The organism is Pseudomonas sp. MN1F (assembly GCF_009391885.1).
Lineage (GTDB): Bacteria > Pseudomonadota > Gammaproteobacteria > Pseudomonadales > Pseudomonadaceae > Aquipseudomonas.
In genome coordinates, this window is the sequence record NZ_VZII01000016.1 from 62,450 (window position 1) to 77,495 (window position 15,046).

The 15,046-nt window shown below is 62.7% G+C and carries 15 protein-coding genes; 5 read left to right on the forward strand and 10 right to left on the reverse strand.

The features are described 5' to 3' along the window. Positions 1–40: 40 nt before the first annotated feature. The 3 genes from nadD to F6X59_RS10660 all read right to left on the reverse strand — a co-directional run bounded on the left by nadD (position 41) and on the right by F6X59_RS10660 (position 3,729). Positions 41–700, reverse strand: a complete 660-nt coding sequence (nadD, locus tag F6X59_RS10650) for a nicotinate-nucleotide adenylyltransferase (RefSeq protein ID WP_152956230.1) — start codon at positions 698–700, stop codon at positions 41–43. Position 701: 1 nt separating this feature from the next. Next, positions 702–1,973, reverse strand: coding sequence for a glutamate-5-semialdehyde dehydrogenase (locus F6X59_RS10655; protein ID WP_152956231.1), 1,272 nt, complete (start codon positions 1,971–1,973; stop codon positions 702–704). 190 nt (positions 1,974–2,163) lie between these two features. Further along, the gene (locus F6X59_RS10660; RefSeq protein WP_152956232.1) at positions 2,164–3,729 is read right to left on the reverse strand and encodes a hypothetical protein; all 1,566 of its coding nucleotides are present in this window, start codon (positions 3,727–3,729) and stop codon (positions 2,164–2,166) included. 155 nt (positions 3,730–3,884) lie between these two features. Here F6X59_RS10660 and F6X59_RS10665 point away from each other — a divergent pair, with 155 nt between their 5' ends. Together F6X59_RS10665 and F6X59_RS10670 are read left to right on the forward strand one after the other, a co-directional pair. Next, a complete protein-coding gene (locus F6X59_RS10665; RefSeq protein WP_152956233.1) occupies positions 3,885–4,574 on the forward strand; it encodes a DNA-3-methyladenine glycosylase in 690 nt (229 codons plus the stop codon). Positions 4,575–4,577: 3 nt separating this feature from the next. Beyond that, on the forward strand, positions 4,578–5,894 hold the full coding sequence (locus tag F6X59_RS10670) for a bifunctional DedA family/phosphatase PAP2 family protein (RefSeq protein WP_152956234.1): 1,317 nt from the start codon (positions 4,578–4,580) through the stop codon (positions 5,892–5,894). Between the two features lie 67 nt (positions 5,895–5,961). On the opposite strand, the gene F6X59_RS10675 is transcribed toward F6X59_RS10670, so the two are convergent. The 3 genes from F6X59_RS10675 to F6X59_RS10685 are packed head-to-tail and all read right to left on the reverse strand — an operon-like array spanning position 5,962 to position 7,640. Then, a complete protein-coding gene (locus F6X59_RS10675) occupies positions 5,962–6,552 on the reverse strand; it encodes an LON peptidase substrate-binding domain-containing protein (protein ID WP_152956235.1) in 591 nt (196 codons plus the stop codon). A gap of 9 nt (positions 6,553–6,561) precedes the next feature. Next, positions 6,562–7,272 carry an LrgB family protein gene (locus F6X59_RS10680; RefSeq protein ID WP_178120070.1) on the reverse strand — a complete coding sequence of 237 codons (711 nt, stop codon included), beginning with the start codon at positions 7,270–7,272 and terminating at the stop codon, positions 6,562–6,564. A gap of 2 nt (positions 7,273–7,274) precedes the next feature. Further along, positions 7,275–7,640, reverse strand: a complete 366-nt coding sequence (locus tag F6X59_RS10685; protein WP_152956236.1) for a CidA/LrgA family protein — start codon at positions 7,638–7,640, stop codon at positions 7,275–7,277. 142 nt (positions 7,641–7,782) lie between these two features. Between F6X59_RS10685 and F6X59_RS10690 the strand changes: the two genes are divergently transcribed. The 3 genes from F6X59_RS10690 to F6X59_RS10700 all read left to right on the forward strand — a co-directional run bounded on the left by F6X59_RS10690 (position 7,783) and on the right by F6X59_RS10700 (position 10,764). After that, positions 7,783–8,238, forward strand: coding sequence for a MaoC family dehydratase (locus F6X59_RS10690; protein ID WP_152956237.1), 456 nt, complete (start codon positions 7,783–7,785; stop codon positions 8,236–8,238). Between the two features lie 120 nt (positions 8,239–8,358). After that, positions 8,359–10,092 carry a C13 family peptidase gene (locus tag F6X59_RS10695; protein ID WP_152956238.1) on the forward strand — a complete coding sequence of 578 codons (1,734 nt, stop codon included), beginning with the start codon at positions 8,359–8,361 and terminating at the stop codon, positions 10,090–10,092. A 27-nt stretch (positions 10,093–10,119) separates the two neighbouring features. Then, positions 10,120–10,764: an oxidoreductase gene (locus tag F6X59_RS10700; protein WP_152956239.1), complete on the forward strand. Its 645-nt coding sequence runs from the start codon at positions 10,120–10,122 to the stop codon at positions 10,762–10,764. A 3-nt stretch (positions 10,765–10,767) separates the two neighbouring features. Here F6X59_RS10700 and F6X59_RS10705 read toward each other — a convergent pair whose 3' ends face one another. From F6X59_RS10705 to F6X59_RS10720, 4 genes are all read right to left on the reverse strand, one after another. Continuing rightward, entirely contained in the window at positions 10,768–11,055 is a 288-nt protein-coding gene (locus F6X59_RS10705) for a YceK/YidQ family lipoprotein (protein WP_152956240.1), read from the reverse strand. After that, positions 11,052–11,681 (reverse strand): flavin prenyltransferase UbiX, encoded by a 630-nt coding sequence (ubiX, locus tag F6X59_RS10710; RefSeq protein ID WP_372240351.1) that lies wholly within the window; start codon positions 11,679–11,681, stop codon positions 11,052–11,054. Before ubiX ends, F6X59_RS10705 begins: the two co-directional genes overlap by 4 nt. Further along, positions 11,678–13,027 (reverse strand): UDP-N-acetylmuramate:L-alanyl-gamma-D-glutamyl-meso-diaminopimelate ligase, encoded by a 1,350-nt coding sequence (gene mpl / locus F6X59_RS10715; RefSeq protein WP_152956241.1) that lies wholly within the window; start codon positions 13,025–13,027, stop codon positions 11,678–11,680. The genes ubiX and mpl overlap by 4 nt, the downstream gene beginning before the upstream one ends. A 69-nt stretch (positions 13,028–13,096) precedes the next feature. Continuing rightward, on the reverse strand, positions 13,097–15,007 hold the full coding sequence (locus F6X59_RS10720) for a sigma-54-dependent Fis family transcriptional regulator (RefSeq protein ID WP_152956242.1): 1,911 nt from the start codon (positions 15,005–15,007) through the stop codon (positions 13,097–13,099). Between the last annotated feature and the right edge of the window lie 39 nt (positions 15,008–15,046).

The window sequence follows — 15,046 nt, forward strand, 5'->3', positions numbered from 1 at the left end:
AAACTCTTCAACTCGTTGGATGAGGCGCCCTGGGGCACCGTCAGTTAGGGGCACGATACAGTTCGTGCGCCTCGATGTAGGCCAGTACGGCGTCCGGCACCAGGAACCTCACCGATTTGCCGCTGGCCAGCAGCTGTCGGATCTGTGTAGCCGACACCGCGAGCGGCGTCTGCCAGACGAACGAAATATTCCCCGCCGGGCCGGACATGGCGGTGGGATCGCTCTCCGAGCGCGCAGCCAGCAGGTTGCGCAACTCGTCAGGGGGTTCAACGTCGGCATCCGGGCGTTGCAGCACCAGGATGTGACAGTGTTGCAGCAGTTCTTCCCAGCGGTGCCAGGTGGGCAGGCCGCAAAAGGCGTCCCAACCCAGCACCAGGAACAGCTGGTCGTCGGCACCCAACTCGGCGCGAATCGACTCCAGCGTGTCGATGGTGTACGACGGTTTGTCGCGTTCAAGCTCGCGGGCATCGACGCTCAGGCAATCGACACCCTGCACCGCTTCACGGACCATGGCCAGGCGGTCATGCGCCGCCACCTGCGGGGTATCGCGGTGTGGCGGGCGGGCGTTAGGCAACAGGCGCAGCTCATCGAGCGCCATGAACTCGGCCACTTCCAGCGCGCTGCGCAGGTGACCGATGTGCACGGGGTCGAAGGTACCGCCAAGAATGCCGATGCGCCGGACTGCCTGGGCCTTGCTCAACTCAGCAGGACTCCTGGCCACGCAGCTGGCCGTCACCGATCACCACGTACTTCTCGCAGGTCAGGCCTTCCAGGCCGACCGGGCCGCGGGCGTGCAGCTTGTCGGTGGAAATGCCGATCTCCGCGCCCAGGCCATATTCGAAGCCATCGGCGAAGCAAGTCGGGGTGTTGAGCATCACCGATGCCGAATCGACCTCGGCCATGAACTGGCGGGCCTGACCCTGGTGCTCGGTGATGATCGAGTCGGTGTGGTGCGAGCCGTACTGGTTGATGTGCTCGATGGCCTGGTCCAGGCCTTCAACGACGCGAATCGACAGGATCGCGTCGAGGTACTCGGTGTGCCAGTCGTCTTCAGTGGCCGGCTTGGCCTCGATCAGCGCACGGGTACGCTCGCAGCCACGCAGTTCGACGCCCTTCTCCTGGAAGCGGCGGGCCATTTCCGGCAGGAAGCCTTCGGCCACGCGCTGGTCGACCAGCAGGGTTTCCATCGCGCCGCAGATGCCGTAGCGGTAGGTCTTGGCGTTGAATGCCACGCGCCAGGCCTTGTCCAGATCGGCGTGCTCGGCCACATAGACGTGGCAGATGCCGTCCAGGTGCTTGATGACCGGCACGCGGGCATCGCGGCTGATGCGCTCGATCAGGCCACGGCCGCCGCGCGGCACGATGACATCGACGAACTCGGGCATGCTGATCAGCGCGCCAACGGCCTCGCGGTCAGTGGTCTCGACCACCTGCACCACGGCAGCCGGCAGGCCGGCTTCGGCCAGGCCACGCTGGATGCAGATGGCGATGGCGCGATTGGAGTGGATGGCCTCGGAGCCGCCGCGAAGAATAGTGGCGTTGCCCGACTTCAGGCACAAGCTCGCGGCATCGATTGTCACGTTCGGGCGCGACTCGTAGATGATCCCGATCACCCCCAGTGGCACGCGCATCTTGCCGACCTGGATGCCCGACGGGCGGTAGCTCATGTCGCGGATGGCACCGACCGGGTCAGGCAGGCTTGCAACCTGACGCAGCCCGGTGATCATGCCGTCGATGCGCGCCGGGGTCAGCGCCAGGCGATCGAGCAGCGCTGGCTCCAGGCCATTGGCACGGCCGGCGGCCAGGTCCAGTTCGTTGGCTGCGGCAAGCTCGGCGCGCGCAGCATCCAGCGCATCGGCAGCGGCCTGCAGGGCGCGGTTCTTCTGCGCGGTGCTGGCACGTGCGATGACGCGGGAAGCCTGGCGTGCGGCGTGACCCAGGCGGGTCATGTAGTCAAGAACGGACTCAGTCATGGGTTCGGTGTCTTGGCGAAGGGGAAATCGGCTGATTATAACTGCCGCGCAGGTATACGCCCAGCGGTGGCTAACGGATGGTAGGAAAAGGCCGTCAGAAAGGGGCAGGAAAGATGTAACTGGCAGCCTCAGAGTCATGGCTGCCAGCTCAATCGCAAGCTGGCCTGCGAGCGGGTATTCGAACAGAACGCTAGGAAAGCATTTTAATTGCGTCAGCGGCGGTCACCAACGGGACGGGCAAATTGACTGCCGCCCAATACCAGTATCTGTCGTCCGGCTCGATCGCCCTGATGATCGTGAACGGGCTTGAGTCAGCGCCGTCAACGGTGAAGACACCTTCCTGGGTCACCTTGCCGTTACCTGCCATGACCTCCCATTCGATGTCGGACGCTGGCACGGTGACTTCATTTCCAGACTTGTCGCGATAATAGAGTTGCAGCTTCACGCCAGCGTCCACTTGCGTGTACTTGAAGTAGTGTGTTTGCGATGAGTCCTCGATGATGAACGTCGAAGTCATCTCTGGCGCGCCTTGGCCGACCGAGACATAGACGGTATCGACCCGGTTCGGCGGAACCTCTTCAAGCACCGTGCCTTTCAAGCCTGCCTTGATTTCGGTTTTGTGCCCATTATCGAATGCTATGACCGGGTTCAGCTCAGTTGGGGGCACATACCAGGTTTTGCCATCCACGGTCTTCAATTTGCCGGCACTGCCGTCGCCCATGCGCCAGATTGCGCTGGCATTGGCAGGGCTCAGGCTCAACTCGATAGCATCCTGCCCTCGCTTCGCAATAGCCAACAGCGGGTTGAGTTCATAGGCCGCCGCCACAGCATCACGACAAGTCGACCCAGCCTCACGCGAAGTTCTGAAGGGCTTGGCCAGGTCGAATATTTCCACCCATTTATCGAGGCCTATAACTGCCATACGGCCCGAGGTAACAATACGGGTGGGCGCGAGCAGCGCCGCGTAGCCCGCCACATCTGCCATAGTGAAATTACCCAGTGCCAACTTGCTGTAGTATATCAGCGCCACTTCGTTAGGAAGCAAACCCAATGCCTCAGGGCTGGCCGTACCTTGTGGCTCGCTGAGCACGGTTGGAATAGTGCCTCTGGGCCATCCCGGCTTGTGGATAAATACACTGATAGTGTCGTGGGACAAGTTATAGAAGATTCCTTCCACCTCGGCAACTCTCTCGGCGTACAAAGAATCGACCGCGCTAACTCGCCACGCCTTGATGTCATCCTCCAGGAATTCACGGAATCGCGAGGCCTGCACAAAATCCTTTTCGGACTCACCCTCACGCATGATGTAGTTGCTCGGGTCAACCTCATACAGCTTGATAAACCCATCGCTGAACCGGATCTTGGCCCCTTGCAATGGAACTTCCTGAAATAGGGTGCGGTTGCCGGAAGTCAGCGCGATAATTTGATCTATATATCTCCCTTTTCGCCCGACCACATGAACAAGCCGAATATTGACCTCATTCAGAATTTTGCGTTTGACCCGCATATCTATTCGGCTTGAATTTGATTTGAAGTATTCAATTGCAGGCTGCGAAAGGTAACCAGAAAACCAGTTCCAAACAAGCCCAGGTGTAGTTGTCGTGTCAAGATGTACAAATTCGTCATTACCTTCTTCAAGGACACGAGAAACTTCCCAATAGTGATTCAGGTCGCCAACATTCAGTACAACCCGCCCTTGCCAGCCATGCAGGTCCGCTACTTCAAGGCCCGCCAAGTCCTGAGACTCCCGCTTCATTTGACCACCTTATTAAGCTAGCACTCGAACCCGTTAAATTATTCCTTCGTCCAAAATGCTTCACAACTGACAGAAATGTCAGGTAACCCAGTCAGGTTCGCGCTTGCCGCATGTAAATTGCTATGATCCTGCGCTCCCCACCCGATGACGTGTAAATGCTCGACGCCCCCTGCCCTCAGCGCGCGCTTCCAGACGCATTCTTCAACCGCGATGCCCAGCAACTGGCCAGGGATCTGCTGGGCAAGATCATTCGCCATCGTCACGGCAACCTGTGGTTAGCCGCACGTATCATTGAAACCGAGGCTTACTACCTCACTGACAAAGGCAGCCATGCCTCGCTCGGCTATACCGAAAAGCGCAAGGCACTGTTCCTCGATGGCGGCCATATCTACATGTATTACGCCCGCGGTGGCGACTCGCTCAACTTCAGTGCCCAGGGCCCGGGTAACGCGGTACTGATCAAGTCGGCCTACCCGTGGGTCGATGCCATCTCTGATGCCAACAGCCTGGCGCAGATGCAACTGAACAACCCCGATGCCAGCGGCAACCTGCGCCCGCCCGAGCGCCTGTGCGCCGGGCAGACCCTGCTGTGCAAGGCGATGGGCCTGAAAGTGCCGCACTGGGACGCACAACGCTTCGACCCCGAACGCCTGTACGTCGAAGACTGCGGCATTGCCGTGCCACGGGTGATCCAGGCGGCACGCCTGGGCATCCCCCACGGGCGCGACGAGCACCTGCCGTACCGCTTCGTCGATGCCGAATTCGCCCGCTTCTGCACCCGGAACCCGCTGCGACGGGGCCAAGTCGAAGGGCAAGACTTTTTCATCCTCGAACAAGGAAGCTGAAACATGGGCCAATGGCTCGACAGCCTGACCGGCTGGCTCAGCGCCAACCCCCAGTGGCTTGGCCTGGCGATTTTCCTGGTGGCTTGCGTGGAATGCCTGGCCATCGCCGGCATTATCGTGCCAGGCACGGTGCTGCTGTTCGCGGTTGCCGTGCTGGCTGGCAGTGGTGCATTTACCTTGGGTGAAACCCTGCTGCTGGGGTTCCTCGGTGGCCTGCTCGGTGACGCGTTGTCGTACACCATCGGCAAGTATTTCCACCAGAACATCCGCAGCTTGCCGCTGCTGCGCCACCACCCGGAATGGATCGGCAGCGCCGAGGCCTACTTCCAGCGCTACGGCATCGCCAGCCTGCTGGTCGGCCGCTTCATCGGCCCGCTGCGGCCGATGCTGCCCATGGTCGCCGGGATGTTCGACATGCCGCTGCCGCGCTTCATCGCCGTCAGCCTGGTGGCCGGTGCTGGCTGGTCAGTGGCTTACCTGCTGCCAGGCTGGGCCACCGGTGCGGCCATGCGCCTGCCCTTGCCGGAAGGTTTCTGGCTGGATGCCGGGATCATTGTCGGCACCCTGGCGGTGCTGATTGGCCTGAGCCTGAACAGCAGTATCCGTGACCAGCGTCACGGCACCCGGCTGATCGCCGGCCTGAGCTTCATCGCCCTGACAGGCCTGTTTCTCGGCTGGCCCTACCTGCACGAGTTTGACCAAGGGATCATGACACTGGTCCAGGAACACCGCAGCCAGGCCATTGATGGCACCGTGGTGCTGGTGACACGGCTTGGCGACTTCAAGACGCAGTTCTTCCTCGGCGGCTTGCTGACCGGTTTGCTACTGCTGGCCCGTCAGTGGCGCCATGCCGTGTTTGCCGGCGGTGCATTGATGGGCACCGCGCTGGCCAACGGCTCACTGAAATGGTTGTTCGCCCGGGCAAGGCCAGAAGTGCTGACCGACCCACTGACCAGCTACAGCATGCCCAGCGGGCATAGCTCGGCATCGTTTGCATTCTTCCTGACCTTGGCGGTACTGGCAGGTCGCGGCATGCCGCCGCGCATGCGCCTGACCTGGGTGATGCTGGGCTGCCTTCCGGCACTGGCGATCGCCTTGTCGCGGGTGTATCTGGGCGCGCATTGGCCGACCGACATCATGGCCGGGGCCTTGCTGGCCTGTTGCGTGTGTGCGCTGAGCCTGACGCTGGTGCAGCATCGACAGCCGCTGATGGCACTGCCGCAGAAAGTTTGGTGGCTGGTGTTGCCGGCGTGTATCGCGTTGCTGGCGTTCTTTGCCATGCATGCATTGCCCGACGCGCTGCTTCGCTACCAGTATTGATTTAGCCAGCACCGGCCTCTTCGCGGCGGTTCGGCGCGAAGAGGCCGGTGCAGGCCATTGAGTTCAATCAGGCGAACAACTCACCCTGAATCCGCTCCAGCAGCTTCTGGATCTCTTCCAGCCGCTGCGCCGGCGAGTCGATTGCCAGCAAGTCCAGCTTATCCTCTTCCATGAACGGCAGCAGATAGGCCAGCTGGTTGGCCAGAGCCTGGCGCCCGTCGACTTCCCGCGGCATGTCCAGTGCCTCGACCATCGGGTGCTCGCCCAGGGCCACCAGCAGCGCCAGGAGGTCATCGTCATGCTCGGTGAGCGGGCTGTCCGGCTGCTCCGCCAGCCAATGCACCTCGCCCACCAGTAACTGGTCCTTCTGCACCTCGGTCTGGCTCAGCTCGAAGCGACGGACACCTTCCACACGAATGCCCAGCAAACCGTTGTCTTGCTGAACGAAGTCACGGATCACCGCCTCGCAGCCAATCGAGGCCACCACCGGCGGCGCCTTGCCGACCTGCTCGCCTTCGACGATGCACACCACGCCAAAACCAGTGCCCTGCTTCATGCAACGGCCAATCATGTCCAGGTAGCGCGCCTCGAAGATCTGCAGATCCAGCAGGCAACCAGGAAACAACACGGTATTGAGGGGAAACAGCGGTAGCGTCATCACAACTCCTCAAGCCACCAGGCTGACCGCCAACGGCAGGAACACCGCCGTGGCCACCCCCATCAGGCTCATCGCCAGCGCGGCAAAAGCGCCGCACTCGTCACTTTCCTGCAAGGCCACCGAAGTGCCCACGGCGTGAGCCGTCACACCCAGCGACATACCCCGCGCCTCCGGGCTGTGCACACCCAAGCGGGTCAGCAGCGCCGGGCCAAAGATCGCCCCGATCACGCCAGTAATCAATACGAATACGGCCGCCAACGCCGCCACGCCACCAATCTGTTCAGCCACCAGCATGGCGATCGGCGAAGTGACCGATTTCGGCGCCATGGTCATCAGGATCATGTGTTCGGCACCGAACCACCAGCCCAGCAGCAGGCAGCAGACCGTTGCGAACAGGCCTCCGATTACCAGCGTAGTAAATGTCGGCCAGAACAGTTGCCGGATACGCCGCAGGTTGAGGTAGAGCGGCACTGCCAGGGCCACGGTGGCGGGGCCGAGGAGGATGTTCATGATCTCGGTGCTCTTGCGGTATTCGGCGTAGCTGATGCCGCAGGTCAGCAGCACGCCAATCACCAGCAGCATCGATACCAATACCGGCTGCAGGAAGATCCAGCGGGTCTTTTCATAGGCTGCCAGCACGATCTGGTAAGCGCCCAGGGTGATACCGATGCCGAACAACGGGTGGTGGATGACGGCGTCGAGCGCTCCTTGCCAGTCCAGGATCATGGCTGCTCCTCGCGCTTGCCATGTTGACGGTCGATGAGCTTCTGCATCAGCAGGCCGACGAACACCAGGGTCACCAGGCAGGAAATCAGCAACGCACCGGCAATCGCCCAGAAGTCTGCGGCAATGTCCTTGGCATAGACCATCACCCCCACCGCCGGAGGCACCAGCAGCAGTGGCAAGTAGCGCAGCAGGCTACCGGCGGCCTCACTCAGCGGCTTGCCGACTTCGCCACGGGCCATGAGGAAAAACAGCAGCAGCAACAGGCCGATGATCGGCCCCGGCAGAATCGGCACGCACAAGTGATTGAGCGCCGTACCCAGCAGTTGAAACAGCACCAGCCAGGTCAAACCACGCAACAGCATAAGGATCTCCTTCAGGTGGCGGCCATTATAAGCACGCGCTGCCCATAAGCCGATATTCGCCGAAAAGCGGGCATCTTGACTGAAACGGTTCGCCGTGCTGATCTTGCACTCTCGTACCAAATGACAACCTTGGAGAGTCGCCATGCCCTATGTACCGGTTAACGAGCTGTCGCAGTACGTTGGAAAGGAGCTGGGACGTTCCGACTGGCTGAAGATCGACCAGCAGCGCATCAACCTGTTCGCCGAAGCCACCGGCGATTTCCAGTTCATCCATGTCGACCCGGAAAAGGCGGCGAAAACCCCGTTCGGCACCACCATCGCCCATGGTTTCCTGACCTTGTCGCTGATCCCCATGCTGATGCTGGATATCCTGGTGCTGCCTGAGGGTGTGAAGATGGTGGTCAATTACGGGCTGGACAGCGTGCGCTTCATTCAGCCGGTGAAAGTCGACAGCCAGGTGCGCCTGAAGGTCGACCTGACTGAGGTAATCGAGAAGAAGCCGGGGCAATGGCTGCTCAAGGCCACCGCTACTCTGGAGATCGAAGGCGAAGAGAAGCCGGCCTACATCGCCGAACCCCTCTCGCTCTGCTTCGTCTGATGACCAGGCCTCTTCGCCGGCAAGCCTGCGAAGAGGCACACACCGATTTCGATTGGATCACAGATACCTCCGCCCCCTATTCTGCGGCATACTCGGGAGACTTTTTGCCCGGATTCCGCCATGCGTGCACTGCTCCCCCTCGCACTGACCCTGATGCTCGCTGCCTGTGGCGATGGCGAGTCGTTGTCCCCGCCCGACGCGCGCCTGCCCGACGGTGGCCGCTACCGGGGCCAGGTGGTCGATGGGTTGCTGCAGGGCGAGGGACGCATCGACTACCCCAACGGCAGTTGGTACGCCGGCAGCTTCAAGGACGGCCAGTGGCACGGCCAGGGCGAGTGGCACGGCAGCAATGGCGAGATCTACCGTGGCCAGTTCGACAAAGGGCTGTTTCACGGCCTGGGCGACCTGACCACCCCGGGCAGCCACTATGCCGGCACGTTCAGCCACGGTCGGCGGGACGGTGAAGGTAGCCTCAAGCAGGCCGACCAGACCTACCGCGGCCAATTCAAGGACGACCAGTACGAAGGTGCAGGCGAGCTGGAAATGGCCGACGGCAGCCGCTACCAAGGCTTGTTCGCCAAAGGCAAACCCAATGGCGCCGGCGTGCGCAGCGATGCCAGCGGCAACCAGTTCAGCGGCCGTTTCGTCGATGGCCAGCTGCAAGGCAGCGGCACCTACGACAGCGTCGATGGCGAGCAATACATCGGCGAGTTCAAGGACAACCGCCTGGAAGGCCGCGGCCGCTACGAAAATGCCGACGGCGACGTGTGGATCGGCAACTTCAAGGACGGTTCGCTGATCGGCGAAGGTGAAATGCTCGGCAGCGATGGCAGCCACTACAAAGGCACCTTCCTCGACTGGCACCTGTCCGGCCAAGGCAGCCTGCAGCTGCCTGACGGCAGCAGGTACGTCGGCGGTTTCGACAACGATGCCTACCACGGCCATGGCACGCTGACCCTGGCCAATGGCAAGGTCGAAAGCGGCACCTGGGCCAATGGCGTGCGCGTACGTGACCAGAAGGGCAAACTGCTGCCCGACCCGCTGGACCTGGCCCTGCTCAACCAGGGCCGCCTGCTCGACGACGCACTGGCCCGGATACCGCGCTCGGCGTCGCCCATCCAGTTGTACAGCCTGGTACTGGCCGGCGATGGCCAGCAAAGCGTGTTCCTGCGCGAAGCCGATTATGTCAGCAACATGCTCAAGGTACGTTTCGGTGCCCGCGGCCAGGTCACCCTGGTCAACCACCGCGACCAGATGGCCACCCGCCCCATGGCCACCCGCGAGAACCTCACGCGCGCCGCCCGCACCCTGGCCGAGCGCAGCGGCCCGGAAGACCTGATCTTCATCTATCTGACCAGCCACGGCAGCCAGGACCACCAACTGGTGCTCGACCAGCCACGCCTGCAACTGGCCGACCTGTCCGCCGACGAACTGGCCAGTGCCCTGGCGCCACTCAAGGACCGCGACAAGGTCATTGTCATCTCAGCCTGCTATTCCGGCGGCTACATCGCCCCGCTCAAGGATGATCGCACGGTGATCATGACCGCGGCACGTGCCGACCGGGTATCGTTCGGTTGCTCGGAAGAAGCTGACTTTACCTACTTCGGCGACGCCCTGTTCGCCGAGGCCCTGAACCAGACCGACGACCTGAAACAAGCGTTTGAACTGGCGCGTACCAGCGTTGCCGAAAGAGAACGAAGGGAAGGTTTCGAAGCCTCCGAGCCGCAAATCTGGGCTCCGCCCGCAGTACTGGCACATTGGCAGCAACTGCGTCGGCAACAGGCCGAAGAAGCCTTGCGTAATGCAGCACAGGCCAAGGCCGAGGAACAGGCAAAAACGCCTGCCAGCCGCTAAGCTTGTGTGTAACAAGGGAGAGACATCATGTACTTGACGCCTCAGCATGTCCTGCTTGCCGGAGCCACCGGCCTTACCGGCGAGCACTTGCTCGACCGCCTGCTCAACGAACCCACCATCAGTCGCGTACTGGCACCGACCCGTCGGCCACTGGCCGAACACCCTCACCTGGAGAACCCGGTGGGCGACCCGGCGGTGTTTCTCCCGCAACTGGCCGGTCGGGTCGATATTGCCTACTGCTGCCTGGGTACCACCCTCAAGCAGGCGGGCTCGGAGCAGGCGTTTCGCGCCGTCGATCTGGACATGGTCGTCGCCTTCAGCAAGCGCGCGCGGGAAATGGGGGCGCGGCATCTGTTGGTGGTCAGCGCGATTGGGGCCGACCCCAAGTCACCGATTTTCTACAACCGGGTCAAGGGCGAGATGGAAGAAGCGCTCAAGGCTCAGGACTGGCCACAACTGACCATCGTACGGCCGTCGCTGCTGCTGGGTGAACGGATACAACCGCGGCTCGGCGAGAAGCTGGCATCGCCATTTTCGAAGTTGATGCCCGGTAAATACCGGGGCATCGAAGCCTGCACCCTGGCCCGGGCACTGTGGCGCCTGGCGCTGGAGGAAGAGGACGGCATTCGGGTCATCGAGTCCGACGAGTTGCGCAAACTCGGCAAGAAATAGCCCTTACAGGCCGCCCGTAGCCTGAAACCCTATGCCTGCCGCGGTCAGCAACGACAGCGGCAGGAACAGCGTATCCAGCAGCATGCTGCCCGGCAGGTCCAGGTGCGGATAAGCCGGCGCCTCAGCCCCGTAGCGATCCTTGGGGCAGCACCCGCCGTTGATCACATACAGGTCCAGCCGGGTCCCGGCATACACCACCGGCGCCCCTGGTTTGTTGGCATCCAGCGTGCGCACCGTGGCGCAGCCGCCGAGCAGGCTTGCCGCCAGCAAGCCGGCCAGCAAACGCCTCAATCGTCAGCCCCGAAATGATGCTCGCCCCAGCGCGGCAACATGTCCTGCGGAATGTTCAGCAGGTTGAGAATGCGCGCCACGACGAAGTCGATCAGGTCATCGATGGTTTGCGGCTGGTGATAGAACCCCGGTGCCGCCGGCAGGATCACTGCGCCCATCTGCGACAACTTGAGCATGTTCTCCAGGTGAATGGTCGAGAACGGTGCCTCGCGCGGCACCAGGATCAACTGCCGACGCTCCTTGAGGGTAACGTCGGCGGCCCGCTCGATCAGGTTGTTGCAGGCACCGGTGGCGATTGCCGACAAGGTACCGGTCGAACACGGCACTACCACCATCGCGGCTGGCGCACCGGAGCCCGAGGCCACCGGTGACATCCAGTCTTCCTTGCCGTACACGCGGATCTGCCCGTCGGCCGCTCCGGTGTATTCGGTGAGAAACGCCTGCATGGCCTGCGGCTTGGCCGGCAGCAGCACGTCGGTCTCGGTGGCCATCACCAGTTGCGCGGCTTTGGAGATGAGGAAATGCACCTCACGGTCTTCGCGCACCAGGCAATCGAGCAGACGCAGGCCATATTGCACGCCGGAGGCGCCGGTCATGGCCAGGGTGATACGCTCCGGTCCGCTCACTTCAAGGCCTCGGCCAGCTTGCCGTGCAGGCCGCCGAAGCCGCCGTTGCTCATGATCACCACATGGGTTCCCGGGCGTGCCTGGCCTTTGACCCGGTCGATGATCGCGTCGAGGCCGTCGGCAACCACGCTTGGCACCTTGCATTGCGCGGCAGTGGCGGCCAGGTCCCATCCCAGGTTGGCGGGCGCATACCAGATCACCTGGTCGGCGTCGTTGACGCTTTCCGGCAGGCCGTCACGATGGGCGCCCAGCTTCATGGAATTGGAGCGCGGCTCGATGATGGCAATGATCGGGGCTTCGCCAACCCGCTTGCGCAGGCCGTCGAGGGTGGTGGCAATGGCGGTCGGGTGGTGGGCGAAATCGTCGTAGATGGTCACACCTTGAACTTCAGCGACCTTCTCCATACGCCGCTTGACGCTCTTGAACGCGCTCAGGCCGTCGATGCCCATGGCCGGCACCACGCCCACATGACGGGCTGCGGCCAGCGTGGCGAGGGCGTTGGCGACGTTGTGCTGGCCGGTCAGGGCCCAGTCCACCACACCCTGCACTTCACCTTCGAACAGCACATCGAAACGCGAGCCGTCGGCGCTGAGCAGGCGCGCTTGCCACTGGCCACCTTCACCGGTGGTCTGCACCGGGGTCCAGCAGCCCATGCCGATCACGCGCTCCAGCGCCTGCTCGGTGGTCGGGTGAATCACCAGGCCTTCGCTCGGGATGGTCCGCACCAAGTGGTGGAACTGCCGCTCGATGGACGCCAGATCAGGGAAGATGTCCGCGTGATCGAACTCGAGGTTGTTGAGGATCGCGGTGCGCGGATGGTAGTGCACGAACTTCGAACGCTTGTCGAAGAAGGCGCTGTCGTATTCGTCGGCCTCGACCACGAAGAACGGCGTGCCGCCCAGGCGCGCCGACACCGAGAAGTTCTGCGGCACGCCGCCGATCAGGAAGCCCGGGCTCATGCCGGCATGCTCCAGCACCCAGGCCAGCATGCTGCTGGTGGTGGTCTTGCCGTGGGTGCCCGCCACGGCCAGGACCCAGCGGCCCTGCAGCACGTGGTCGGCCAGCCACTGCGGGCCAGACACATAAGGCAGGCCCTTGTTCAGCACATACTCCACCGCCGGGTTGCCCCGCGACATGGCGTTGCCGATCACCACCAGATCAGGTGCAGGGTCCAATTGAGCAGGGTCGTAGCCCTGGGTCAGCTCGATGCCCTGGGCTTCGAGCTGGGTGCTCATCGGCGGATAGACGTTGGCGTCGGAACCGGTGACGCGGTGGCCGAGCTCTTTGGCCAGTACGGCCAGCGAGCCCATGAAAGTGCCGCAAATACCGAGAATATGAATATGCATGGTCGACCTCGCAAAACTTCGAGGCAGGGTAGCCTAGGGCGAGAAAAATCGCACACGCTGTTTCGGTTATTACACGCGGCTGATGCCGTGTTTTCGCAATTTTCGATATAAGGTATTGCGGCTGATGCCCAAGTGCTCGGCGACCCGGGTCAGGTGCCAGTGTTTTGCCTCCAGCACTTCCATCAGCGCCTGATGTTCAGCGCTCTGCAATACATCGACGCCCACCGAAACTTCAGGCTCCACACCCGCTCCCACAGAGGGCGCGTACGTCTTGATGATGGCGGGAAGGTCCAAGAAGCGGATGGTGGTGTCTTCGCACAGCGCCACCAAGGTCCGCAGCACATTACGCATCTGCCGGACGTTCCCTGGCCAGGCGAAGCCAAGCAGTGCCTGACGCGCCTCGGGCGCCAATCGAACCACCTGTCCCTGCGCCTCTTGATGCAGCAGAAAGTCCAGCAACTGTGCCTTGTCACTGCGTTCGCGCACCGCTGGCAACGCGACTTCCAGACCGTTGAGCCGGTAGTACAGGTCTTCACGGAAACTCCCCTGCTCCACCCGCTCCAGCAAATCCCGGTGGGTGGCACTGACGATGCGTACATCCACCGCCTGTGGCTCACCGCCAATCGGCACCACCTGGCGCTCTTCCAGCACCCGCAACAGACGGGTCTGCAAAGCCAGCGGCATGTCGCCGATCTCGTCCAGCAACAAGGTTCCACCCTCGGCCTGCAGCAACTTGCCGCGCATGCCTTCCTTGCGCGCCCCGGTAAAACTGCCGCCGCGATAACCGAACAGCTCGCTCTCGATCAGGCTCTCGGGAATCGACGCACAGTTCACTGCCACAAATGGCTTGCCACGGCGCTGGCTAGCCTGGTGCACGGCCTGGGCGAAGGCCTCTTTGCCGCAACCGGTCTCACCGCGCAGCAGCAGCGGCACGTCGCGCTCGAACACGCGCACGGCACGATGAAAATCGTGTTGCAAGGCCGGGTCCAGCAAGCAGATGCCCGGCTCCGCGGCGGGCCTGGGCTGGGGCAGGCTGGCCGGCACCGTCCACAACGGCGCCCTCGCCTGCCCGCGCAGGCTGGCGAACACCTGGCGACCATCACGGGTGCGCAACGGCCAGACCGTGCTGCCGCCGGGCGTGGCACGGCCGAACAGCTCGTCATGGCTGCAGGCGAAGAACATTTCCAGCGGTTTGCCCAGCACGCCACCGCGAAGGGTGCCCAACAGGTTCAGGGCACTCTGATTGGCGGCGCAGATGCGGCCATCGCCATCGAACGCCAGCAACCCTTCGCTGAACTGGCCGACCGACTCAGCCTGCACGTGGATGCGCAGCAACCACTGCTGCTCGAAATGACGCAGGAAATAACAGCTCTCGATCATCTTCGCCGAGAGGTTGACCAGCGCCATGGTGTGGAACTGGCTCTGGCGCGATACGTCCGGCCGTGCCGAGGACACATCGAGCACCGCCAGCAGCTCACCGTGCGGGTCGAACACCGGGCTCGCCGAGCAGGTCAGCCCGGTATGGCGGCCGCGAAAATGCTCATTCTGATGAATGGTCACGGCCTGGCGCTCGACCAGGCAGGTGCCGATGCCGTTGGTGCCCTCGCGGGCCTCACTCCAGTCCGCCCCAAGCCACAGCCCGGCACGCTCGAAGTTGCGCCGCTCGCTGGGCGCGGTGACACAGTTGAGGATCACCCCACGGGCATCGGTCAGCAGCACCGCATGGCCGGCGCCGGACAGCTGCTGGTGCAGGCTGTTCATTTCGCTGTCGGCGATCTTCAGCACCTGGCGCAGGCGCTCGCGGCTCTCCAGCAGGCGGCCGTGTTCGAGCACCACGGGGGCCTCGACCACGGACGGGTCGAGGTGGTAATCGTCGAGGCAGCGCAGCCAGGAGCGGGCAATCGAAGGATCGCTGCCCGCTTCACCACGGGCAACCGTGTGCACTTGCTGGGCATGGCGACTGAATGAATTGCTCTGCATTTGTTGTTGTTCTCCGCAGATAGAGATTCACGCCAGCAT

What these genes read in the sequence shown, in the direction of transcription:
- F6X59_RS10655 (WP_152956231.1), bottom strand. Translation starts at nt 1,973, where the DNA reads ATGACTGAGTCCGTTCTTGACTACATGACCCGCCTGGGTCACGCCGCA.
- F6X59_RS10660 (WP_152956232.1), bottom strand. Translation starts at nt 3,729, where the DNA reads ATGAAGCGGGAGTCTCAGGACTTGGCGGGCCTTGAAGTAGCGGACCTG.
- F6X59_RS10665 (WP_152956233.1), top strand. Translation starts at nt 3,885, where the DNA reads ATGCTCGACGCCCCCTGCCCTCAGCGCGCGCTTCCAGACGCATTCTTC.
- F6X59_RS10670 (WP_152956234.1), top strand. Translation starts at nt 4,578, where the DNA reads ATGGGCCAATGGCTCGACAGCCTGACCGGCTGGCTCAGCGCCAACCCC.
- F6X59_RS10675 (WP_152956235.1), bottom strand. Translation starts at nt 6,552, where the DNA reads ATGACGCTACCGCTGTTTCCCCTCAATACCGTGTTGTTTCCTGGTTGC.
- F6X59_RS10685 (WP_152956236.1), bottom strand. Translation starts at nt 7,640, where the DNA reads ATGCTGTTGCGTGGTTTGACCTGGCTGGTGCTGTTTCAACTGCTGGGT.
- F6X59_RS10690 (WP_152956237.1), top strand. Translation starts at nt 7,783, where the DNA reads ATGCCCTATGTACCGGTTAACGAGCTGTCGCAGTACGTTGGAAAGGAG.
- F6X59_RS10695 (WP_152956238.1), top strand. Translation starts at nt 8,359, where the DNA reads ATGCGTGCACTGCTCCCCCTCGCACTGACCCTGATGCTCGCTGCCTGT.
- F6X59_RS10700 (WP_152956239.1), top strand. Translation starts at nt 10,120, where the DNA reads ATGTACTTGACGCCTCAGCATGTCCTGCTTGCCGGAGCCACCGGCCTT.
- mpl (WP_152956241.1), bottom strand. Translation starts at nt 13,027, where the DNA reads ATGCATATTCATATTCTCGGTATTTGCGGCACTTTCATGGGCTCGCTG.
- F6X59_RS10720 (WP_152956242.1), bottom strand. Translation starts at nt 15,007, where the DNA reads ATGCAGAGCAATTCATTCAGTCGCCATGCCCAGCAAGTGCACACGGTT.